Source organism: Leptotrichia sp. SK-5 (assembly GCF_055387215.1).
On the sequence record NZ_AP028931.1, the window covers coordinates 1,102,475 to 1,125,863 of the forward strand.

General features: G+C 29.4%; 26 protein-coding genes. 22 read left to right on the plus strand and 4 right to left on the minus strand.

Going from position 1 to position 23,389, the window contains the following annotated elements:
- Positions 1 to 28 precede the first annotated feature (28 nt).
- The 3 genes from ACZ5B9_RS05405 to ACZ5B9_RS05415 form a co-directional block, all read right to left on the minus strand.
- Positions 29 to 1,321, minus strand: coding sequence for a hydroxymethylglutaryl-CoA reductase, degradative (locus tag ACZ5B9_RS05405; RefSeq protein ID WP_464423680.1), 1,293 nt, complete (start codon positions 1,319 to 1,321; stop codon positions 29 to 31).
- A 99-nt stretch (positions 1,322 to 1,420) separates the two neighbouring features.
- On the minus strand, positions 1,421 to 2,011 hold the full coding sequence (locus ACZ5B9_RS05410) for a sugar O-acetyltransferase (RefSeq protein ID WP_018499649.1): 591 nt from the start codon (positions 2,009 to 2,011) through the stop codon (positions 1,421 to 1,423).
- 23 nt (positions 2,012 to 2,034) lie between these two features.
- Positions 2,035 to 3,237, minus strand: a complete 1,203-nt coding sequence (locus tag ACZ5B9_RS05415) for a hydroxymethylglutaryl-CoA synthase (RefSeq protein WP_464423681.1) — start codon at positions 3,235 to 3,237, stop codon at positions 2,035 to 2,037.
- A gap of 279 nt (positions 3,238 to 3,516) precedes the next feature.
- Between ACZ5B9_RS05415 and ACZ5B9_RS05420 the strand changes: the two genes are divergently transcribed.
- From ACZ5B9_RS05420 to ACZ5B9_RS05485, 14 genes are all read left to right on the plus strand, one after another.
- The gene (locus tag ACZ5B9_RS05420) at positions 3,517 to 3,870 is read left to right on the plus strand and encodes a hypothetical protein (RefSeq protein ID WP_464423682.1); all 354 of its coding nucleotides are present in this window, start codon (positions 3,517 to 3,519) and stop codon (positions 3,868 to 3,870) included.
- A 305-nt stretch (positions 3,871 to 4,175) separates the two neighbouring features.
- The gene (gene mreC, locus ACZ5B9_RS05425; RefSeq protein WP_464423683.1) at positions 4,176 to 5,090 is read left to right on the plus strand and encodes a rod shape-determining protein MreC; all 915 of its coding nucleotides are present in this window, start codon (positions 4,176 to 4,178) and stop codon (positions 5,088 to 5,090) included.
- A 76-nt stretch (positions 5,091 to 5,166) separates the two neighbouring features.
- Positions 5,167 to 5,706, plus strand: coding sequence for a hypothetical protein (locus tag ACZ5B9_RS05430; RefSeq protein WP_464423684.1), 540 nt, complete (start codon positions 5,167 to 5,169; stop codon positions 5,704 to 5,706).
- Between the two features lie 41 nt (positions 5,707 to 5,747).
- On the plus strand, positions 5,748 to 6,443 hold the full coding sequence (recO, locus tag ACZ5B9_RS05435; RefSeq protein WP_021769314.1) for a DNA repair protein RecO: 696 nt from the start codon (positions 5,748 to 5,750) through the stop codon (positions 6,441 to 6,443).
- Positions 6,433 to 6,903, plus strand: a complete 471-nt coding sequence (locus ACZ5B9_RS05440) for a PTS sugar transporter subunit IIA (protein ID WP_021769315.1) — start codon at positions 6,433 to 6,435, stop codon at positions 6,901 to 6,903. Before recO ends, ACZ5B9_RS05440 begins: the two co-directional genes overlap by 11 nt.
- A gap of 165 nt (positions 6,904 to 7,068) precedes the next feature.
- Positions 7,069 to 7,530: a transcriptional regulator NrdR gene (gene nrdR, locus ACZ5B9_RS05445; RefSeq protein ID WP_464423685.1), complete on the plus strand. Its 462-nt coding sequence runs from the start codon at positions 7,069 to 7,071 to the stop codon at positions 7,528 to 7,530.
- Between the two features lie 26 nt (positions 7,531 to 7,556).
- Positions 7,557 to 7,826: an FtsB family cell division protein gene (locus tag ACZ5B9_RS05450; protein WP_021769317.1), complete on the plus strand. Its 270-nt coding sequence runs from the start codon at positions 7,557 to 7,559 to the stop codon at positions 7,824 to 7,826.
- A 36-nt stretch (positions 7,827 to 7,862) separates the two neighbouring features.
- Positions 7,863 to 8,357 carry a hypothetical protein gene (locus ACZ5B9_RS05455; protein WP_021769318.1) on the plus strand — a complete coding sequence of 165 codons (495 nt, stop codon included), beginning with the start codon at positions 7,863 to 7,865 and terminating at the stop codon, positions 8,355 to 8,357.
- 100 nt (positions 8,358 to 8,457) lie between these two features.
- Complete coding sequence (locus tag ACZ5B9_RS05460; RefSeq protein ID WP_464423686.1) at positions 8,458 to 9,903, plus strand: S1C family serine protease; 1,446 nt, start codon at positions 8,458 to 8,460, stop codon at positions 9,901 to 9,903.
- A 37-nt stretch (positions 9,904 to 9,940) separates the two neighbouring features.
- The gene (locus tag ACZ5B9_RS05465; RefSeq protein WP_315287562.1) at positions 9,941 to 11,104 is read left to right on the plus strand and encodes an ABC transporter permease; all 1,164 of its coding nucleotides are present in this window, start codon (positions 9,941 to 9,943) and stop codon (positions 11,102 to 11,104) included.
- Positions 11,097 to 11,795: an ABC transporter ATP-binding protein gene (locus ACZ5B9_RS05470; RefSeq protein ID WP_464423687.1), complete on the plus strand. Its 699-nt coding sequence runs from the start codon at positions 11,097 to 11,099 to the stop codon at positions 11,793 to 11,795. Before ACZ5B9_RS05465 ends, ACZ5B9_RS05470 begins: the two co-directional genes overlap by 8 nt.
- 12 nt (positions 11,796 to 11,807) lie before the next feature.
- Entirely contained in the window at positions 11,808 to 12,899 is a 1,092-nt protein-coding gene (gene dinB / locus ACZ5B9_RS05475) for a DNA polymerase IV (RefSeq protein ID WP_464423688.1), read from the plus strand.
- 50 nt (positions 12,900 to 12,949) lie between these two features.
- Positions 12,950 to 13,357, plus strand: a complete 408-nt coding sequence (cdd, locus tag ACZ5B9_RS05480) for a cytidine deaminase (RefSeq protein WP_464423690.1) — start codon at positions 12,950 to 12,952, stop codon at positions 13,355 to 13,357.
- A 256-nt stretch (positions 13,358 to 13,613) separates the two neighbouring features.
- A complete protein-coding gene (locus tag ACZ5B9_RS05485; RefSeq protein ID WP_464423691.1) occupies positions 13,614 to 14,096 on the plus strand; it encodes an SH3 domain-containing protein in 483 nt (160 codons plus the stop codon).
- 104 nt (positions 14,097 to 14,200) lie between these two features.
- Here the strand turns inward: ACZ5B9_RS05485 and ACZ5B9_RS05490 are convergent, their stop codons facing one another.
- Positions 14,201 to 15,820: an ABC-F family ATP-binding cassette domain-containing protein gene (locus tag ACZ5B9_RS05490; protein WP_464423692.1), complete on the minus strand. Its 1,620-nt coding sequence runs from the start codon at positions 15,818 to 15,820 to the stop codon at positions 14,201 to 14,203.
- A 155-nt stretch (positions 15,821 to 15,975) separates the two neighbouring features.
- Between ACZ5B9_RS05490 and ACZ5B9_RS05495 the strand changes: the two genes are divergently transcribed.
- The 8 genes from ACZ5B9_RS05495 to ACZ5B9_RS05530 all read left to right on the plus strand — a co-directional run bounded on the left by ACZ5B9_RS05495 (position 15,976) and on the right by ACZ5B9_RS05530 (position 23,380).
- Positions 15,976 to 16,752 carry a histidinol-phosphatase gene (locus ACZ5B9_RS05495; protein WP_464423693.1) on the plus strand — a complete coding sequence of 259 codons (777 nt, stop codon included), beginning with the start codon at positions 15,976 to 15,978 and terminating at the stop codon, positions 16,750 to 16,752.
- A 32-nt stretch (positions 16,753 to 16,784) separates the two neighbouring features.
- On the plus strand, positions 16,785 to 17,285 hold the full coding sequence (locus ACZ5B9_RS05500) for an NUDIX hydrolase (RefSeq protein ID WP_464423694.1): 501 nt from the start codon (positions 16,785 to 16,787) through the stop codon (positions 17,283 to 17,285).
- Between the two features lie 37 nt (positions 17,286 to 17,322).
- Positions 17,323 to 17,751, plus strand: coding sequence for a hypothetical protein (locus tag ACZ5B9_RS05505; RefSeq protein ID WP_021769329.1), 429 nt, complete (start codon positions 17,323 to 17,325; stop codon positions 17,749 to 17,751).
- Positions 17,752 to 17,776: 25 nt separating this feature from the next.
- On the plus strand, positions 17,777 to 19,006 hold the full coding sequence (locus ACZ5B9_RS05510) for a DUF4272 domain-containing protein (protein ID WP_464423695.1): 1,230 nt from the start codon (positions 17,777 to 17,779) through the stop codon (positions 19,004 to 19,006).
- 175 nt (positions 19,007 to 19,181) lie between these two features.
- Positions 19,182 to 20,144: a 6-phosphofructokinase gene (pfkA, locus tag ACZ5B9_RS05515; RefSeq protein WP_021769331.1), complete on the plus strand. Its 963-nt coding sequence runs from the start codon at positions 19,182 to 19,184 to the stop codon at positions 20,142 to 20,144.
- 108 nt (positions 20,145 to 20,252) lie between these two features.
- Positions 20,253 to 21,680, plus strand: coding sequence for a pyruvate kinase PykF (gene pykF / locus ACZ5B9_RS05520; protein ID WP_464423696.1), 1,428 nt, complete (start codon positions 20,253 to 20,255; stop codon positions 21,678 to 21,680).
- Between the two features lie 174 nt (positions 21,681 to 21,854).
- Entirely contained in the window at positions 21,855 to 22,451 is a 597-nt protein-coding gene (gene recR, locus ACZ5B9_RS05525; RefSeq protein WP_464423697.1) for a recombination mediator RecR, read from the plus strand.
- Positions 22,452 to 22,618: 167 nt separating this feature from the next.
- Positions 22,619 to 23,380, plus strand: coding sequence for an ankyrin repeat domain-containing protein (locus ACZ5B9_RS05530; protein WP_464423698.1), 762 nt, complete (start codon positions 22,619 to 22,621; stop codon positions 23,378 to 23,380).
- The last annotated feature ends 9 nt before the right edge of the window (positions 23,381 to 23,389 follow it).

Sequence of the window (23,389 nt, forward strand, 5' to 3'; positions counted from 1 at the left end):
TATGAACTACCTCTTTTTTTCTGCTATATTATTTTTTGATTTTTATTTCTTCCAAAATTGTCTTCGCATTTTCCAAATTAATACTTTTTCCACTTTCCAAAAGCCTTTCTACGGCAATATCAATTTCCTTGCCTTTTGCACCAGCAAAAAGTGCTAACGAACGAGCCTGTAGTTTCATGTGTCCGTGCTGTATTCCAGTTGTAACAAGCGCTTTTACCGCGGCAAAGTTCTGAGCGAGTCCTACTGATGTGATAATGCTTGCCAGTGTCCTTGCATCAGGATTTCCTAAAATATTAAATGCGGCTTTTACGCTTGGATTTAGTCCTATTGAGCCGCCTACACTTGCAATTGGCATTGGAAGGGTAAGTTCTCCCTTTAATTTATTTGTGCTTTCATCAAAAGTCCAAGTTGTAAGCCCTTCATATTTTCCATTTTTCACAGCAAAAGCATTTCCTCCAGCTTCAATTGCACGCCAGTCGTTCCCAGTAGCGATTACTACAGCATCAATTCCATTGAAAATCCCTTTATTATGAGTTGCGGCACGATAAATATCAAGTTTTGCAAATTTGCTTGCAAGTTCTATTTTTTTTGCAGTTTCAATAGACGTTTCCATTGAGCTGCTAAGAAGTTTTACATTTACTTCACATTCGGCTTTTACAAGGGATTCAGTTGCATAATTTGATAAAATTGCCATAAGGCTTTTTCCGTTTGTAATATTTTCAAGCGGTATTTTTATGGCTTCAAGCATTGTATTCAAAATATTTGCGCCCATAGCCTCCTTCACATCGGCAATCAGATAAACAATCAGAAATTCATCAATATTTTTTACTTCAATATTAATTGCACCACCACCACGGGCTACAATCGAAGGATGAGCATCATTTGCAATTTTTAAAATCTCATTTTTATTTTCCAAAATCATTGAAATAGCATTATCAAAGTCCAAAATATTATACAATGCAACTTGCCCAATCATTTTTCTGTCTAAAATTTTTGTCGTAAAACCGCCAGATTTTGCAATAATTTTAGCTGCGTAACTGCACCCTGCTACAACAGATGGTTCTTCTGTAACCATTGGCACAGCATAATCCTTTTCATCAATAACAAAGTTTGGAGCAACGCTGAATGGCAAGGCAAATGTTCCAATTCCATTTTCAGACATCTGATTTGCAGTTTCTAGTGGCAAGTTCTCGTTTTTTTTCAGAAGTTGTTCAAATTCTTCAGTTAAAAAGCCATTATCTTTTAACATCTGTATTCGCTCAGTCCGTTCTTTTTTCTGAAATCCAGGCCAGCTTAATTTTTTTTGATTTTCCCTTTTCATATTTAAAAACAGTTCCTTCCGTTTTGAGTTTATAATAAAACTCAAACACTTAAAAAATTGTCAAATTCTAATGCTTGAGTGAAAATATAGTTTAAATTTTTAAGGTTTATAGCCAGTTTTATCTTTTTCTGTTATTTTTCTGATAACTTTGCACGGCACTCCTGCGGCAATTACATTATCTGGAATATCTTTTGTAACTACGCTTCCAGAGCCAATAATAGTATTGTTTCCGATTGTAACTCCTTGATTAATGTGGACTCCCGCACCAATCCAGACATTATTCCCAATTTTTACAGGCTTGGCATAACATCCCCCATTTATTCTTTCTTCTGCATCAATGCTGTGATTGGAAGTATAAATTCCTACTCTTGGACCAAAAAGAACATTATTTCCAATTTCAATTCCGCCACCGTCTAGCATTACACAGTCAAAATTTGCATAAAAGTTATTTCCTATTGAAATATTAAATCCAAATTCACATCGGAATGTTGGTTCAAAATGTACATTTTTACCAATTGATTTTAAAAGATTTTTTAGGATTGCTTCTCTTTCTGATGACGGTTTTCCAAAACTTTCGTTGTATTTATTTGTTAAAAAAACAGTATTTTCTCTAGCTTTTATAAGCTCTGGAGTTAAATCATTGTAAACCTTTCCAGATAAAATAAACTGCCGCTGTTCTTCTAAATTCATATTAATTAGCTCCTTTCAGAAATTTATTTTATTTTTTTGTAAATCCTTTTATGATTTTCCACTTTTTCCAATATAAACGCATTATCACTTTCCTGAATAAGTTTTCTATTTGAAAAATCGCAATTTCCTTCATTATCTAAAATTATTTTTTCAAAAAATAAATTTTCATATTCATTTATTGACAATTGCTTTCTATTGTCAAAATCATTTAATCTATCATGCCTTAGATGATTTTTAAAGCCTTCTGCAAGAGTTAGATTAAAAAATTCACAAACAGCACCGCTTCCATAACTATACATTCCAATCTTGTCGCCGGCTTTCAAGCTATCACAGTTTTCAAGTAATGAAAGCAAACTTAGATAAAGAGAGCCTGTGTAGATATTTCCGACTCGTTTTCCATAAATTATTGAAGTGTGAAATTTTTCCAAAAATTTATTTTTTATCTCTTTTTCAATATTTTTTTCTAAAAGTGAATTAATCGCTTTTAATCCAAGTTTTGGAAATGGTAAATGAAAACAGAAAGCATCAAAATCGGATAAATCTTGATTATATCTTTTTTTGTATTCATCAAATGTCGTTGCAAGGCAGTCAAGATACTGCTTTGTTGAAAAATGTCCGTCAACTATTGGGAAATCTGAATAGTTGGGACGCCAGAAATCCATAATATCACGGGTTTGGCATACATTTTCATCATTTATGATGGCAATTTTTGGGTCTTTTTTTATTAGCATTGCGATACTTCCTGCCCCCTGTGTAGATTCTCCAGGAGTGTCAATTCCGTATTTTGCAATATCTGAAGCAATTACGAGAACTGCGGCATTTTCGTTTTTTTCAATATAGTTTTTGGCAAAACTTAAAGCAGCAGTTGCCCCATAGCAGGCTTCCTTAATTTCGATACATCGTGCAAATGGCTGAATGTCCAGCAGATGATGGATAAAAACAGCAGAAGCCTTGCTTTGGTCAATTCCTGATTCTGTTCCGACAATAACCATTTCAATATTTTTTTTATCTTCTTCATCTAAAATCTGTTCAGCCGCACTTGCCCCAAGTGACACAATATCCTCCGTTACAGGTGCAATGCTCATCTCACTTTGCATAAGACCTTTAACAAACTTATTTTCATTCTCATTTCTTCCAAGTGCTAGATCTCGTATATCTAAAAAGTATTTTGGCATAGCAAAGCCAATTTTATCTATTCCAATTTTAATTTTTTCTTTTATTCTCATACAAATTTCGCCTTTCTAATTAATTATTTTTTGAAAGAATCTTTAAAAATGTTATTTTTGTTGTATTCAATTTTCTTTAATCATACATATTGTACTATAAAAAAATTTAAATATCAAATAATTATGCACTTATTTTTTAAAAATCTTTTTAACAAAAATATAATTATAAATTGAAATATTTATTTTTTTCTTGCAGTTTTTTACAGTTATTGGTATAATAAGTTGAAATTATTTAACAATTTAAAGTTAATATGCATAATTATAGAAAGGGTGATAAGCATGAAAAAAATTATTTTAATTGCATTAACAGCTATTTCAGTAGTATCATTTGCTGATAATACAAAAAAGATTCTTGAGCAATACAGAAAGGAAGCTCTTATGGAGCAATCAAAAGTTGAAAAACAAGCGAAAGAAGTAAAACCTGAAAAAAAATCTAACAAAAAAATTACTTTTCAACCAGTTGATGAAGTTACAGAAGAAGTAGTAGTAGAGGAAGTTGTAGAAGATGCTGATGATGGTAGAACACATACTACTGAAGATGTAATTGAAAAAGTAAACTTTTATTTAAGAAATAATCCTGAAAAAAATGCAAAACTTCAAAGACGTTATAAAGCGGTTATTGGTAAAGACTAATTAAATTAAAGAAAGACACAAATTAGAAAGTGTCTTTTTTTCTTCTTTTTTTACTTTTGCTTTTAGAAATTTAATATTAAAAGAAGTTTTGTAGGTTAAAATTTTATAATTGTATAAAAAAATTAATTATAAAAAAACTTGATATAATATAGGTTATGTGCTATTATAATAATGCTACTTTAAAGCCAAAGTTAAAAGTTATAACTACTTTAAATAAACTAGATACATGTCAGTTTTGTTTAGTTCATTTTTTCTGGGGTTTTAAGTATAATTTTTAAAATAATAAACGAGAGGATTATATAATAATGAGTTTGGATAATTTTTCTGAGAAAAAAAGTACAGGTAGAACGCTTTTAATAATAGTAATTATAATAATAGTCTTATTTGCCTTTAAAAATAGAATTACAAGTTCTTTTACATTTCTTGATGGAATAACACAGGCAGTCAATTTTAGGCTAGTAAAAGTAAAAAGTATGCTTTATACTCAAGTTTTGAAATTGAAGTCCAGAGTTAATGACATCAGTTATATTGAAGATTATGTTGAAAATAATAAAACTAGGGATTTTGAATTGCAAAAAAATAAGGTTCAGAATATGGAACTTGCATATCTAAAACAAGAAAATGAAAAATTACGTCAAATGCTGGAAATGAGACAAAAAAATCCTGCTGAATTTATAGCTGCGGATGTGGCACTTGTAGAAAATGGAAATTCATCAGAAAAAATGTATATAAATAAAGGTACTTCACAAGGAATAAAAGTTAATCTACCAGTAATGTATGATGGTTATCTTATTGGTAAAATTTCAAAAGTCAGTGAAGAATACTCAGAAGTTACTTTGTTGACAAGTAAAGCATCGAAATTAAGTGTAGTATTAAATGGTAATACCCAGCAAATTTTGCGTGGAAATGGAAATGGAACTTTTTCAGTACAAAACTTTAATGAAGGAAGTGTAACTAAAGATACAATTTTTAATATAGAAACTTCTGGTGTGAGTGATGTATTACCAAAAGGAATAAGAATTGGTACATTTAAAGTGACAGAGATAAATGCTTTTAATAAAATGAAAGAAATTAGATTTAAACCTAGCTTTAATATATTTGATATTCAAAGTGTGTTAGTTTACAAATGGAGCGTAAACGATGCTATTAATACACAAATACAAAATAAGGTAAAAGCAGAAGCGGAACAAGAAAATAAAGAAAATTCACAATCAAATTAAAGAAATTTGTATTAATATATAAAAAATAGCAATATAAAAAGGAGCTATAAAAAATCAAAAAGAGGTGAGTTTAGTTATGTTAAAACAATTAACATTGACAAAAAAAGTTATATTATTATTTTTATTGGTATCAGTTTTTTCTTTTTCTAAGGATTTTTGGGAAAAGAGCAGTTTTACGGTAAATGTTACTGAAGATGCTAATATTAATGGAACAAGAAGAAGCAAAAGCTATGTGATGGCATATAATTCAGGAACAATGAAGCTTACAATCACAGCACCAAGCATGAACAAAGGAGAAGTTTACACTTTTAGTGGAAGTAAAAAAACAATTTACTATCCAAAATTAAAACAGACTGTAACACAAAAAGTTGAAAAAAGTGAAGCAAATATACTAGGAGTATTTAATAAGCTACGTGGTATAACGTCTAAAAAAACACAAACTAAAAATGGAAACACTTTCACATTTTCAAGCAATTGGTTGACATCTATAAAAAGTAGTGGAACTACAGTGAACTTTAGTGATTATAAAACTTCAAATGGATATAGCTATCCAACAAAAATTTCTGTCTCAGACGGAAGTTCTCAAATAATTTATAGATTATCAAATTTCAGATAATTTAAAAAATTGAATTTTGAAATAAAAATGTGAAGTAGAGTATGAAAATAATAAAGACAAATTGTATTGTTTTAAAAAAAAAGGAAATGAAAGAAGCGGATTTATTAGTAACACTTTTTAGCAAAGAATACGGTAAAATAATGGCAACAGCCTATGGAATTCGCAAATCAAGAAAAAGAAATGTTGTTTCTTTAAATCCGCTAAATGAAGTTGAGATAACGCTTTCACAAAAAAATAATTTTTATGTGGTACAAGATGTAGAAATTTTAAAAAACTTTAAAAATATTTTAAAGAACATTGAAAAGTTAGAAATTTCATTGTATGTACTTGATAGTATAGATAAAATTTATTATATTACAGATGAAAATGGGGATTTTTTTGATAAGTTACTAGAAATATTGAGCTTTATTGATATTCTTCCATATATGAAAAGAGGATATAAATACTATGTTGTGTTATCATTTTTACGAAGAATAATGATAGAACAGGGTATTTATGATATTGAAGAGATTAGCTTAATAATGGAAAAGGAAAAAAAAGAAAATTTACAAAAATATAAAGAAATTTTGAAAATTGTAAGAAATAGTTCAGATATTCTTGATACTCAGCAGAAATTAGAAGATTATGCTGATTTTTTGAGAAGAATGGTTATTATTTTTGAAAATTTTATAAATAAAAATTTACAAGTTGAAATAAAAATAAGGAAATTTATTATGGAGGAATTTTATGGAAGATAAAAATATTGCTGATTATATCAAGGTTGAAACAATAAATTTGAATTTAGAATCAAAAAATAAAAATGCAGTAATTAGAGAGTTGTATAACAATTTAAAACAAACAAATTTAATAAAAGATGAAGAACAAGGACTGAATGATATTTTTAAAAGAGAAGACATGGGATCAACTGGAATTGGTAAAAGAATAGCTTTACCGCATGCAAAGACAAAAGCTGTGGATGAGTTAATGATAACATTTGGAATCTCAAAAAATGGGATTTCATATAATTCGGTAGACGACGAAAATGTAAATATATTTTTCATGTTTTTGTGTCCAGAAAATAAAACGCAGGAATATTTAAAAGTTTTGGCAAGAATTTCAAGATTAATAAGAGAAGATAAATTTGTAAATGATTTGTTAAAAGCAACTTCTAATCAAGAGATTCTGGAACTTATCAGAAAAGAAGAAATTAGCAGTTAATTAAACTAAAACAAGTAAGTAAATTCCAGCTTCATTTTTTAGTAAACAGTAAAATTTCTTTAGACTAAATGAAAGAATTAAACTTTAAATTTCTAAATGTTGTTTTTTAGAGCTTGATAGATATTCTAAAAATATTTTAATATTTAGAAAAGATAGGGGAAATTTATGAGATGTCCATTTTGTGGTTATGAAAATACAAAAGTTGTTGATAGTCGTGTTTATTTTGAAGGAAATTCAATAAAACGACGACGTGAGTGTGAAAAATGTGGAAAAAGATTTACAACTCATGAAAAAGTGGTTGAATTATCACTTTTTGTAATAAAGAAAAATGGAGAAAAACAGCCATATTCACGTGAAAAAGTTTATAATGGAATTATTAGAGCATTTAAAAAAAGAGATATTGAGAATGAAAAAATTGAAGAAACCTTGGATAAACTTGAACGTGAAATTTTAACAGATTATTCTGGTGAAATAAAATCTAGTGAGCTGGGTGACAAAATACTTTCATATTTAATTGATTTGGATGAAATTGCCTATGTTAGATTTGCGTCTGTTTATAAAAAATTTGATAGCTTAGATAGTTTTGTAAAAGAAATTGAAAAAATAAGAAATGATAAAAAAAAATAAATTAAAAAATTTGAAAAGGAGAAGGCATGAAAAAACTTATTGTTGTTGGGAATATTATTTTTATATGTTTAGTTGTATATTTCATTGGTCAAAGTGTAAAAGTATTTTTAGGAAAGCCTGGCATGCAAAAAAAATTGGAAACAGCAAATAATGAAATAAAAGAGCTTACTGATAAGAAAAATAAATTATTGGAACAAGCAAAAAATTCTAATGATGATGACAATACCGATAAATTTGCAAGAAATAATTTGAATTTAAAGAAAAAAGGAGAAGAAACTTATAAAATTGTTGACTAAGATTTTAAATAGTTAATTTTATAAGTCTAAAGAACAATGAACAATTTTAATAATACCAAACAATTAAAAGAGAAATTAGAAAAATATAAAATAGAAGATGACAGAAATAAATATATTTTTAGGGCAAACTTAAAATATGTACTTTCATCATCTATTTTTTTTATAATAATTGCATTTATTGCAGGATATTCATTATATAAAGGAATTACAGGTATAGAAAAACTTACGCCATTAAAAATAGCTTTTATAGTAATTTTATTTGGGTATGTTCTTATCGCTTCTTTTCTTTTGTTTAAATTTAAAATTACAATTGAAAACAATGAAATAGTTTTAAAAAATATGCAAATTAAAATGGAAGATATTGAAAGTGCGACTGTCAAAATTATTAAAGTCAGTGCAAGCAAAGTCGATAAATTTTTGGAAATAATAACAAAAGATAAAAAGAGAATACAAATTAGATTAAATATAAGTAATGAATTATTATTTTTTAAATTATTACAAAATCAAATTGGAGAGAAACTGGATATTTAAATATAATTTATAAATTAGGATAATGTTAATTAAATTATAAGTATGTTTAATTTTAAGAAGTTATAAGTATAATTTGAAATTTTAGAAAGGAATGATTAAAATGAAAAAAATAATTTTAATAATTAATATATTTTTGTGCAGTTTTATTTTTGCAGATGATAGTTCAGTAAAAAAAGCACTTGTAAAAGTTTATGCAGCTCATCAGATGTATAATTATGCATCACCTTGGCAAAATGGGCAAGATTACAATTCGACGGCAACAGGTTTTATAATTGATGGAAATAGAATTATTACAAATGCTCATGCTGTACTAAATGAAAAATTTTTACAAGTTAGAAAAGAAGGAGATTCACGAAAATATAAAGCAAGTGTAAAATTTGTATCAGAAGAATATGATTTGGCGATGATTGATGTGGAGGATAAATCATTTTTTAATGGAACAACTTCGTTAAAATTAGGTAAATTACCACAAATTCAGGAAAATTTAACAGTTTACGGATACCCGCTTGGAGGTGACAAGCTTAGTACAACTAGAGGAATAGTTTCAAGAATGGAGCATAATACGTATACATTAACAAATCAGAAATTTTTGATTGGACAGACTGATGCGGCTATTAACAGTGGAAACAGTGGTGGACCAGTTTTGAGTAATAACAGAGTTGTAGGTGTTGCTTTTGCTGGACTTACACAAGCTGATAATATTGGGTATTTTATTCCTGTTAATATACTTGAAAACTTTCTTGATGATGTAAGAGATGGAAATTATGATGGACCACCAAAACTAGGAGTACAATGGGGAAAACTAGAAAGTACGTCGCAACGTCAGATGTTAGGATTAAAAAATGATTCAAAGGGTATCATTATAAAAAAAGTGTTTACAAATTCACCATTTTATGGAATTTTACAACGAAATGATGTATTATTAAAATTAGATGGGCAAGATATTGAATCAGATGGAACAATTGAGTTCCGTAGAAATGAAAAAACAGACTTTAATTTTATAAATCAGGAAAAAAAATATGGACAAAGTTTGAGTTATGAAATTATAAGGGATAAAAAGGTTCAAAAAGGGCAAGTTACATTAAAGAAAACAGATATAAAATATAGTGTCGTAAAAAGTACAAAATTGCAGGATGCACCATCGTATTATGTCTACGGAGGGTTAATCTTTGAACCACTTACAACAAATTATATTACAGCGCTTTCCCAATCTCGTCCAACAAATACACTTGCTGCAATTTATGATAGAGAAGAATTGTTTAAGGATTATAACGGATTAGTAATTTTAGTGAGAGTTTTGCCATTTGATGTTAATCTTGGATATTCTGATTTGGAAAATAAAATAATTACAAAGGTTAATGAAAAAAAATATAAGGATTTTGATGATTTTGTACAAAAAGTTAAAAGTACAAATAGTGAATTTATTGTTTTTGAAGATGAAGATAGTAATGAAATAGTACTGGATGTAGCAAAAGTTAATGCTCAGAAATCAGAATTGATGGAAAATTATAATATTTCACGTGAAATGTCAAGTGATATAAAATAAAAGATATTTATTCATATGAAAGGAGAAAAAATAAAATATGGTTGAATTTTTTATTGCATTTAGGCATGTTGTTGAAAGGAAATTTCAAAGTATATTTTCTGTGCTTGGAGTTGCTATTGCTGTAACAGTATTTATTGTTTCACTTACTGTTTCAAACGGACTTGAAAAAAATATGATTAATTCATTGCTTACAATGAGTCCCCATATTTTGATAAAAAATAAGAAAAAAACTTTTTTTCAAGATTATAATCAAATTGTAGATAATATAAAAAAAATACAAGGTGTAAAAGCTGTTATTCCACAAATTAATAGTCAATCGATAATAAAATTTGAAGGCTTTGCAAAAGGAGTTCTTGCTGATGGAATTAGTCCTGAAAATGTAAAACATGGACTAAATTTGAAAATAGTTGAAGGAAATGATAATATTGCAGAGCTTAATTCAGTTCTGATTGGAGAACAGTTAGCATATGAAATGAGATTAAAAGTTGGACAGGAAATAAGTCTTGTGTCTTCAGAAAATAAAGAAATAAAATTAATCGTAAGAGGAATTTTTAAAACTGGTTTTTTAGATTATGACTCAAATCTTATTGTTGTTCCATTGGAAACTATGCAAATTTTAGCAGAACAAGATAAAGCTGCAACGGAAATAGGAATTAAAGTTGAAAGTCCACAAAAAGTGGAAACAATATTAAACCAAGTGAGAAATATAGTTAATCAGGAAGAATACAGTACAATAAGTTGGAAAACAATTAACCAGAATCTTTTGAAGGCAGTACAGTTTGAAAAATTTGTATTAATTGCGATTTTAAGTCTGCTTCTTGTTATAGCAAGTTTTGCTGTATCGGTAATTTTAAATATGATTGTCCGGGAAAAAATAAAAGATATAGGTATTTTAAAATCAATTGGATATACAAATAAAAACATTCGTAGAATTTTTACAATAGAAGGGTTAATAATCGGAGTTTTTGGAATGATTATGGCAAGTGGATTGTCGCCACTTGTATTGATAGGACTAAAAATTTTATTTAAGGAATATATGAAAGGTGGAACCTATTATTTAGAAGAATTGCCATTGTATATTTCTCAAAAGGAACTTTTAATTATTTATGGGGTAACATTTGTAGTTGTATTTCTATCAACAATTTTTCCGGCAGCCAGAGCGGCCAGATTAAAACCTGTGGAGGCGTTAAAATATGAATAAAATAATAGAATTGAAAAATGTTAATAAAATTTATAATACAAAAGTTGAAAACATTCATATATTGAAAAATATAAATTTAGCCTTTAACAAAGGGGATTTTATTTCGATTCAAGGCAAATCAGGAAATGGAAAAACAACACTTCTGAATATACTGGGACTTTTGGATGAACCAACTGATGGGGAAATCTATATTGGCGGAGAGAGAATCCATTATAAAAATGAAAAAGCCAAAACTGCAATAAGAAATCAAAAAATAGGTTTTGTATTCCAATTTCATTATCTTTTAAATGAATTTACAGCACTTGAAAATGTTATGATGCCTGCACTTGTCAATAAAAATATGAACAGGAATGAGGCACAGAGGAAAGCAAAGGAACTGCTTGCGCTTGTGGGGCTTGCAAAACGTTTAAAACATAAACCTATGGAGCTTTCAGGCGGTGAAAAACAGCGTGTGGCGATAGCAAGAGCTATGATTAACGATCCTGATATAATACTGGCTGATGAGCCAACAGGAAATCTGGATACAGAAACAAGTAATATGATAAATGAATTATTTATGAAAATAAATCAGGAAAGAAACCAGTCTATAATAATAGTTACTCACAGTCTGGAACTAGCAAATCTGGCTTCTTACAAATATAAAATTGAAAATGGCGAATTTAATATGATTTTACCGACAATACAATTTTAGGAAAATTTACTAATGAAAAAAGAAAAAATTTATCTGCATTATGATATGGATGCTTTCTTTGCGGCAATTGAGCAAAGGGATAACAGGGAACTTAGGGGAAAGCCTATCGCAATAGGACATGGAGTTGTTACAACGGCAAGCTACGAAGCCAGAAAATATGGAGTAAAATCTGCGATGCCAACAGTTCAGGCTAAACGGCTATGCCCAAATCTTATTGTTGTAAGCCTTAGAAAAGGTGTTTATTTTGAAGAAGGCAGAAGAATACAGGGATTAATAAAAAAAGTCTTGAAAAAATGCGAATTTACTTCTGTTGATGAAGGTTATATTGATATTACAGAGTTTATTTGGAATAAAAATACAAGACTTGATAAAAGAGATGAAATTTTAAAAATTGAAAGATTTATAAAAAAATTTAAAAAGTACATTTATGATAATTCAAGGCTTACTTGCTCAGTTGGGATAGGTTTTAGCAAGATAAGCGCTAAAATCGCGAGTGATATTGATAAGCCGAATGGTTATTTTATATTTAGGAACCGTGAACATTTTTTAGATTATATTTATAATAAGGAGCTTGGAATAATTCCAGGAATTGGAAGAAAGACAAGGGAAGTATTAAAATTATTTAATATAACGAATGTCTTTCAGCTTTATGAAATTGAGAAAAATGAATTAATCAGAAGATTTGGGGAAAGTAAAGGGGAGTATCTGTATAATTCTGTTCGTGGCTTACATTCTTCTGAGATAAATACAGATAGAAAAAGACAGTCTTATGGACACGAAGTAACTTTTCATCAGGAAGAAAATGATATTTTGGCATTGCATGCTGAATTAAAAAAACAGTCTGAAAGATTGAGCAGCAAACTTATTGAAAACAATGAATTTGCCAAAACAGTTACAATAAAAATCCGATATTCCAATTTTGTAACACACACTCGCTCAAAAACGTTGAAAAGTGCAACGAATGATGTAAATGGAATATATAAAGCAGCCCTTGAAAATCTGGAATTTTTTGAAAAAAAGGATGAAGTACGGCTTATTGGAGTACAGTTAAGCTCGATTTTGAAAAGTAATGTAGTTCAGTTGTCGTTTGACGATTTAAAATAAATTATTAGAATATTTTAATAAAAAATTATTTAAGATGGGAAGTGGAACAAATGATTTTAAGTGAAAAAGAAATATTAGGTTATATTGATGAAGTAAATCTTTTGCTGGAAAAAGCATACGTGCCGTATTCTAAATTTCCTGTTGCCGCATTATTAATTGATGATAATGGAAACAAGCATAAAGGAGTTAATGTTGAAAATGCTTCTTTTGGACTTACTCTTTGTGCTGAACGTAATGCAATCACAACAGCAATTACTGGGAACATGAAAAAAATAAAGTTACTTGTTGTAACAGGAAATACACCTGAGCCAATTAGTCCGTGTGGAGCATGTAGACAGGTAATAAAAGAATTTTCAGATAAAGACACAGTTATTATTTTGACAAATAAAAATAGAAAATATAGAATTACTTCATTAGATGAATTGTTACCATATTCATTTGGACCAGAGGCTTTGTAAAAGTTAAATAATAAACAAAATTTTTATTGAATTATTTTGAAGAATAATATTGAAATTTTCTTAAAATAAGGTATAATTATTATGAGAGGAGAAGGTAAAAATACCTATTTCTAGAAATCTTCATTATATTATTTTTTGAAATTTATTTTAAAAATATTATATTTTTTATTAGTTTTTACTTGCAAACTTAAAAAAATAGGTTATAATATAATTGAAAATAACGTGTGTTATATAAAATTATTAAGGAGTGATTTTTATGAAAAAGTTTATACTAAAGAAAATGTTTCTAGTTTCAATTTTATCTATGGGTTTTAGTGCTATCTCAATGGGAGCTGCATTTGTGACTTCGTCAAAAGATAATGCAATTAACATAAGACAGTCTGCAACTACAGATTCTAAAGTTGTTGAAACTATTACAAATGGACACATACTAGAAAGCAATGAAAAATCTGGTGAATGGCATAAAGTAACATATTATAACGATGCAATTAAAAAGTCATTTACTGGCTATATTCACAATAGCCAATTGAAAGAAATTGTAGGTAAGCTCGTTATAACTTCAAGTGAAGGATACAGCAATATAAGAGAAAAACCAACAACAAAATCTACAATTAAAACTAAACTGAAAACTGGACAGACAGTTTACGCAATAAGCAAAACAGACGATGACTGGTATTATATTAAATACAACGGAAATCAATACGGATATATTTACAGTAATCAGGTAGCTAAAAAATAGATTCTCAAACAACTAAATAAAAAATGGCAGGAAATATTAATAAATATAATCCTGCTATTTTTATATCCAAGAATTTATTTCAAAAATAAAAGTTACACAATAACTTAGCTATACATTTCATTTAGTCTTGCTTCAACAGTTTCGTCATTTAGATAATCATCATATTCCATTTCTTTTTCCAAAATTCCTTTTGGAGTGATTTCAATGATTTTATTTGCAATTGTCTGAATAAATTCGTGGTCGTGCGTTGTGAATAAGATTGTTCCGTCAAATCTTTCTAACGATTTATTAAGCGATGTAATTGCTTCAAGATCCAAGTGATCTGTTGGGTTGTCTAATAATAGGACGTTTGCGTTGGATAGCATCATTTTTGAAAGCATGCAACGGACTTTTTCCCCTCCAGAAAGAACTTTGGCTTTTTTTCTTGCCTCTTCTCCTGAGAATAGCATTCTTCCTAAGAATCCGCGTACATATTCTTCGTGCTGGTCAGTCGAAAATTGTCTTAACCAGTCAATTAGCGATAAATCTACATCTTCAAAATATGCTGAGTTGTCTTTTGGGAAATAGCTTTGTGAAGTTGTAACTCCCCACTCAACAGTTCCTGAATCTGGTTCTAATTCTCCAGCTAGAATTTGGAAAAGAGTAGTCTTTGCAATGTCATTTTTTGATAAAATAACAACTTTGTCCCCAGTATTTATCGTAAAGGAAATGTTGTTAAGAACTTTTTCTCCATCAACAGTTTTGGTTAAGTTCTCAACTTTTAACATATTGTTCCCAGCTTCTCTTTCAGGCTTGAACTCAATGTATGGGTATTTTCTGTTAGAAACCTGCATATCTTCAAATTGCAATTTTTCCAGCTGTTTCTTACGGCTTGTAGCCTGTTTTGATTTTGAGGCGTTGGCAGAGAAACGTGCAATGAAGTCTTGCAATTCTTTTTTCTTTTGTTCCATTTTCTTATTCTGGTTTCTGATTAATTCTTGCATTAATTGATTTGATTCATACCAGAAATCGTAGTTTCCAACAAACATTTTAATTTTTCCGTAATCAATATCAGCAATGTGAGTACAAACTTTGTTTAAAAAGTGTCTGTCATGCGAAACGACAAGTACAGTAGTGTTTTCCAGTTCCATTAGAAAATCTTCTAACCATTTTACTGCGTGCAAGTCAAGTCCATTTGTAGGCTCATCTAATAATAAAATGTCAGGATTTCCAAAAATAGCCTGTGCAAGCAGAACTTTTACCTTTTCAGGCTCTGTTAATTCTTTCATCAGTTTATGATGAAGTTCAGCGGGAATTCCTAAACCAATAAGGAATTTTTCAGCATTTGTTTCAGCTTCCCAGCCATCTAGCTCTGCAAATTCTCCCTCAAGTTCAGCCGCCAAATTTCCGTCTTCTTCTGTAAATTCGGTTTTTGCATATAAAGCATTTTTTTGCATCATAATATCGTATAATTTTGCGTGTCCCATCATTACTACATTTAACACTTCTTCATCCTCATAAGCAAAGTGATCCTGTTTTAGAAATGATAGTCTTTTATTTTTTTCTACAATAACTTCTCCAGAAGTAGAATCAAGTTCTCCAGTTAACACTTTCAAAAAAGTTGATTTTCCAGCTCCATTCGGTCCAATGATACCGTAACAGTTTCCTTCTGTAAATTTAATATTTACTTCATCAAAAAGTTTTCGTCCACCAAACTGGACAGATAAATTACTTGTTGAAATCAAAAAATTTCCTCCTTAAATATTTATAATTTATCTATATTATATCAAAAATTTTCACTAAAAACAAAATAAATTTACTTAAAACCTTTATTTTTTCCAAAATAATTGGTAAAATATACGAAAGGAAAAATTTTGAAAAAATAGAATGGGGAAAACGTATGAATAAAACAAATTTTCACACTCATAATTACCGATGTGAACATGCTGTTGGAAATGTGGAAGACTATGTAAAAGTTGCAATTAGGGAGGGTTATACTGAACTTGGAATATCAGATCATGCTCCAATGTCTGAATATTATGAAAATAATAGAATGAAAGAAGAAGATTTTGACGGATATTTGAAGGAAATAGAAGAAGCACAGGAAAAATATGGAGATAAGATTAAGATTTATAAATCATTAGAAATTGAATATTTTCCAGAATTTATTGAAAAATATGATAAATACAAGGAAAAATTGGACTATCTTGTTTTAGGGCTGCATGCCTTTAGAAAAGATGGAGATAATACAAATTATAATGCTTGGAAGATACAGACAGGGGAAGATGTGCTGGCTTATGCAAAATATATGGCTGAAGCTATTGAAAGTGGAAAATTTGACTATATTGCACATCCAGATTTGTATGTAATAAATTATCGGACTTGGGATGAAAGCTGTGAAAAAGCGGCACACATGATTTCAAAAGCGGCAGAAAAAATGGATGTACCCCTTGAAGTAAATGCAAACGGAATAAGAAAAACATTTGAAAGACATCCAGACTGGGATAGATACATGTATCCGTACAAGGAATTCTGGGAAATTGCGAAGCAGTATAATGTTAGAACAATAATCGGTTCGGATGCACACGATTTTAACAGGATGGAAGATAAAGAGATGGAAATTGCGAGGGAGTTTGCGAAGGAAATTGGGCTGAATGTGATTGAGAGTATTTTTTAAATAAAAGGAAAGTAAGCTTTAGGAGGAAAAAAATGGATAACAGTTTTAAATTTTTAAAAGGGGCAAAAATGATACATCCTACGACAGGGATAACTTTGGAGTATTTAGATAAATCTGATGCAGTTTGTTTTGTGCTGTTTAACGAAACAAAAGAAAAAGTAATTTTAGTGAAACAGTTCAGACCAGGGCCAAAAAATTATGAAATTGAAGTTTGTGCTGGGCTAATTGATGGTAATGAGAAGCCTAGAGTGGCTGCATTTAGAGAGCTGAAAGAGGAAACTGGGTATTTAGAAAAAGATGTGACAGACATTGAAGAAATGCCACAAGGACTGTATGTATCGCCAGGATACACTACTGAAAGATTGTATTTTTTCAGTGCGAGACTAAAATCTGATGATATTAAACCAATAGAGCAGTCACTTGACCATGGGGAAGAAGTGGAAGTAGTATGGGTTAATGTGAAGGATATTACAAAAATATCAACTGATATGAAAACAATATTGGCGGTAACATATTTTCAAGATAAAAAATAATTTTTAGGTAAGTAAAAATTTACGAAGGGAGGATAGTATGAACAAATTTTATCTGCCACTACCTGTCATAATATTGATTTTTTATATAGTTTATACAGTTTTTGCAATAACTATGAGGAAAATCAAATTTAACGTGGAAAATTTAGAAGAACTAGACGGAGAATTTATATTTACTTTTATAAAAAGAATAAAAAAGAAAGAAATTTATTTTAATATTGATGAAGTAAAAATATGTCTTTTAACAAGAATACTTATTCAGAAAGGAACTTTTAGAACGATAAACTTCAATATATATCTGAATGACGGATATAGTCTAAGATTGAGAAAAAAAAGAGAATGTCTGCTATTCCTACAAGTATGCAGGGAGAAAAGAGAAGATTTGTATCAAAAAATTTTGAGTATGATACCTGCAGAAACAACAGTCGTTTCAATTATTGAAAAGGAACTGGATAATTTTAAGCGATAAAAATAAATTAGGAAAGGGAGATAAGATGAATCTGTGGAATTTTTTTAAAAGAAAGAAAAAAACAAAATCAGGAATATGTTTTTCAAAAGAAAAGTCAAAAGAAGAACTAGTAAAAAACTTTTTGGAAATTAATGCTGATAAAATTGAAACAATTAAGACAGAGACTGGAGAAGAATTAACTGGAAATACAAGTAAATTTTTTCTTTATTTAAAGGATGGGAGAAAAGTTACAGTATTAATAAATCCAAAACGTAATTTTCTTCTTAAACAGCAAATAGGACTTGAAATATTTTTGGAAAAATTAAAGTCAGAAACTTTTAAAAATATAGATGAGAAAGAGCTTTTTGAGTATAACAGTCTGTTTGTAATTTTTGAAGCAGTAAGTAAAGAAGAAGAAAAAGAAAATGGGAAATTATTAGATCAACTGGCAGTTTTTTTAGGGGAATTCCATAAATTTATTATACAAAAAAATTTGAAACATTATCACTATGATAGAAAAAGAATGGTTCAGAATAATGAAAAATGGCAGATTTCAGACTTTATTCCACCCCTTTCAGATAAAATGTTCTTTGAATATGAAATAGAAATGACTGACAATGATGTCGAAAGAATGAAAAAAAATATTGAAATTTTGAGAGAAAACGGCCTTCCTTATGATGAAAAAATGGAAGTGAGTATCTCTGAAAAAAATGTGAAGATACATAAAAAATGGGATATTATAAGAAGAATTGTAGCAATAGTAGTAACACGCCTTGCTGCAGAAACATATCTTGAGAAAAAAGAAAATGGTAAAAAAGAGTTGGCTGCAATGGTAGATGTTTTTGAAGAAAAGTACCAGTTTAAGCAAGTTTTATCAGAGCGTGAAAAAGATTTTATTGAAAATTTAAGTGAGGATAAGGATTTGAATGCAGAGTTTTATTTTAGACTTGAGTCAGCAAAAATGCTACTATGGGTTTTATCAATTATAGATATTGAATTTCAGGATTTTAATACATTTTGTGATATTTCAATTTTAATAAATGGAATAAAAAATGAAAATTTAAAATCATTTGCAAGGAAATGTGAGATTCGTTCTAAAAATAAAATTATGGATATGCTTGACTATATATATAGGTTAAACTGGGCAAATGTTGAAATAAAAATGAATGGGTATGAAAGAATTGTAAATGAAAGTATTTTATATTTTAGTAGGTTGGCAGTGGAATGGGTAGTTCAGGACGGAAAAAGTATGGATGATATTGTAATTCATACATAAAAAAACTTATTGCTAGATTATTTTGAAACCATTAAAAAAACAGGCTTAAATAAAATAATTTTAAAAATTATTTGACAATGGAAATTAAAAATGCTAATATAAAAATGTAAGATTTATAAAGATTTTTTTAAGTTAATAAATTTGTAATTATATGTATAGAAGGAGAAAAAATACAATGAAAAAAATCGCAATTTTAACAAGTGGAGGAGATTCACAAGGTATGAATACAGCGATAAGAGCTGTCACTAAAGCTGCAATAAACAAAGGAATGGAAGTTTATGGTATAAGAAGAGGATATAAAGGTATGCTTGAAGATCAAATTTTTCCATTGACATTGTTAGATGTAAGTGGAATTGCTGATAAAGGTGGAACAATTTTATTATCAGCTAGATTGCCAGAGTTTAAAGATCCTGAAGTTAGAGCAAAAGCGGCGGCTAATTTAAAAAAACATGGAATAGACGGACTAGTTGTAATTGGAGGAGATGGTTCATTCCATGGAGCACATTATTTGTATGAAGAACACGGAATTAAAACAATTGGAATCCCAGGAACTATTGATAACGACGTAGCTGGAACAGACTATACAGTTGGTTATGATACAGCATTAAATATTATATTAGACGCTATCTCAAAATTGAAAGATACTGCTACTTCTCACGAAAGAACATATTTAGTAGAAGTAATGGGAAGAAACTGTGGAGATTTGGCTCTTTATGCTGCAATAGCAGGAGGAGCAAGTGGAGTTATGATTCCAGAAACTCAAACATCTATTGATAAAATATCAGAAGTAATTAAAAAAAGACGTGAAGAAGGTAAATTATATGACATAATCGTTGTTGCTGAAGGTGTAGGAGATGTTATGAAAATTAAAGATGAGTTAGCCAAAAAAGTTGATACAAGCATAAGAGTTACTATTTTAGGACATATACAAAGAGGTGGGGCGCCTACTGCATTTGATAGAATTTTAGCAACAAGATTAGGAGTAAGAGCTGTTGAGCTTATTGAAGAAGGACAAGGTGGATTAATGGTTGGAATTCAAAGTGAAGAAGTAACAACTCATAAATTATCTTACGCTTGGGAAAATTATTCAAAAGCATCTGTTGCCGATTATGCAATAGCAAATATATTATCATTATAATTGTTAATGAAAAACTGATTTTTTAAAAATAAATGAAATTTCTTACACAAAGTGAGAATTCATTGATAATAAGACAATGAAATTTTAAATCAAATTTTAGGAGGAAAAATGAAAATTAAAATGACTAAAGTTGTTTGTACCATTGGTCCAAAAACTGAAAGTGTTGAAATGTTGACAAAATTAGTGGAAAGTGGAATGAACGTAATGAGATTAAACTTTTCACATGGTGATTTTGAAGAACATGGAGCAAGAATTAAAAATATTAGAGAAGTAATGAAAAAAACAGGTAGAGAAGTAGGAATTTTATTAGATACTAAAGGGCCTGAAATCAGAACTGGTAAACTAGAGGGTGGAAAAGACGTATTATTAGAAACTGGTAAAAAGGTAACTATTACTACTGACTACTCTTTCGTTGGAAATGCTGAAAAATTTGCAGTTTCTTATCCTGGGATTGTTGATGACTTATATGAAGGAACAACAGTTTTATTGGATGACGGTTTAGTTGGATTAAAAGTTGAAAGTGTTGATAAGGCAGCTGGAGAAGTTCACTGTGTTGTTACAAACACTGGAGAATTAGGAGAAACTAAAGGTGTAAACTTGCCAGACGTTTCAGTTGGATTGCCAGCATTAGCTGAAAAAGATATTGCTGACTTGAAATTTGGTTGTGAACAAGGTGTTGACTTTGTAGCGGCTTCATTTATAAGAAAAGCTTCTGACGTTGCTGAAGTAAGAAAAGTGTTAGATGATAACGGTGGAAAAAATATCCAAATTATTTCAAAAATTGAAAGCCAAGAAGGTGTTGATAACTTTGATGAAATCTTGGAATTAAGTGATGCAATCATGGTTGCTAGAGGAGATCTAGGAGTAGAAGTACCTGCTGAAGAAGTTCCATTTATGCAAAAAATGATGATTAGAAAATGTAACAAAGCTGGGAAACCAGTTATTACAGCAACACAAATGCTAGATTCAATGATTAGAAACCCACGTCCTACAAGAGCAGAAGCTGGAGACGTTGCTAATGCTATTTTGGATGGAACAGATGCAGTTATGCTATCAGGAGAATCTGCAAAAGGTAAATATCCAGTAGAAGCTGTTAAAATGATGGCTACTATTTCAAAAAGAACAGATGAATTTAAAAAATTCAAAACAATTGAAACTCCAGAAGGATCAGAAATTACTGTTACAGAAGCAATTTCAAGCGGTGCAGTAAGTACTTCTCATGCATTGAATGCTAAATTAATTGTATGTTGGACAAAAACTGGTAGAGCACCAAGAATGATTAGAAAATATGGACCAACTATACCAATTATTGCTTTGACAGACAATGACCAAACTGCTAGACAATTGGCATTAGTAAGAGGAGTTAGAGCTTATGTAGCAAAAGGATTGGATAAAACAGATGATTTCTTCGCAAAAGCAAGAGAAATTGCAGCTAACCATGAAGAAGCTAACAAAGGTGATTTAGTAGTAATGGTAACTGGAATCTCTAAAGAAGGAACAACTAACACATTCAGAGTAGAAAGAGTTGGAGAATAATTAAAAATCTGATTATTTAACCATACCACACATAACAAGCAATTATAAATACTTTATGAGGGAAACGGTCTTATGCCTTTCCCTCTGTTTATATACTTAGAACTTTTATAGACTTAAACTTAAGAAATATACTTAAAACGATTTGATTGCAAAATTTAGGAAAGGAATAAAAAAGTGAAAAAACTTGATGATTTAATAGATGTTTTTGCAAAATTACCAGGAATTGGTAGAAAAAGTGCAGCAAGAATTGCGTTTGATGTACTTGATAGAAGTGAAGCTGATATTGATAGGATGCTTGAAATAATAAAAGATTCACATACGAATATTAAACATTGTGAAATTTGTGGAAATTTATCGGAAAATGATATTTGTGATATTTGTACTAATGAGAAAAGAGATACGGAAGTAATCTGTGTTGTTGAAGGAGTAAGAGATGTAATTGCCTTTGAAAAATCAGAAACATACAATGGGCTCTATCATGTGCTTGGCGGAAAAATTGATCCATTAAATGGAGTTACTATTGAAGATTTGAATTTGAGAAAATTGATAAGAAGGCTGGATGGGAGTGTAAAAGAAATTATACTTGCCCTAAATCCTGATTTAGAAGGGGAAACGACAAGCCTTTATTTAACAAAATTCTTAAAAGATAAAAATATAAAAATTTCAAAAATCGCCAGTGGAATTCCAATGGGAGGAAATATTGAATATACAGATATGGCAACACTGGGAAGATCACTGGAAGGAAGAATTAATGTAGATGATATAGATTAATATTTATAGTTTAGGAATTTATGAAAAAATTTAGAAATTGCCTAAAATGAGCAGAACTTCTAATTTTAATTTTATATAAATATTGTTATAAATTGGAAAAAAACTGAAAAAATATTTGCACTTTTAAAATGATATGGTATAATATTAAATATAGTGAGGTATAAAAAGTGAACAAGTTTTTTTTATTTAAAAATTTTAAAATAATTGTTATTATGTTTTTTGTATTTTTTTATCAAATACTATTTCCTGTAACTTTTAAATATAATACTGGAGAAAATCTAGTACAAAAGATAAGAGGTGAAGAAAAACAGGAAAAACTAATAAAATCAGTATTGGATGCTATACGTGGACATAATAATAAATTTGTTAGATTTTATCTTGCAACTAAAGATAATATTAATAATAGAGAAAAAATAAAAGACCAGTTTGCAAATCGGAAAGAAGGAGTGTATGGTGTAAATTTAGATGAAGCATTATTGTTTCAAGGAAATGGTGAATTGATTGATGTAAATGCAAAAACCAAGGATGGATATACACCAATTATTGTAGCCATTGAAGCTAAAAATAATGAAATTTTGAAGCTTCTTATTGAAAATGGTGCAGATTTATATGAAAAACATCCAATTTTTAATAGAACTACACTTGGAACAGCAGCATATTATGAAAATGCCGAAGCAGTGGAAATATTGTTAAAAAAAGATGCAAGACTTGCAAATGTTGGAAGTGATGTGGATGGATGGACTCCACTCCAAGATGCAACATTAAAAGCTAATTCCAGAATCGTCAAAATGTTGTTGGAACATGGAGCAAATCCCACAATTAAAGATAAGCATGGTGGGACTCCAATGGATATGGCAACAAAATTTGGAAAAGGTGAAATTGTAAAAATGCTGAGGGATTACATAAAGGCTAATAGAGGCAGATTATAGTTTTTTGAA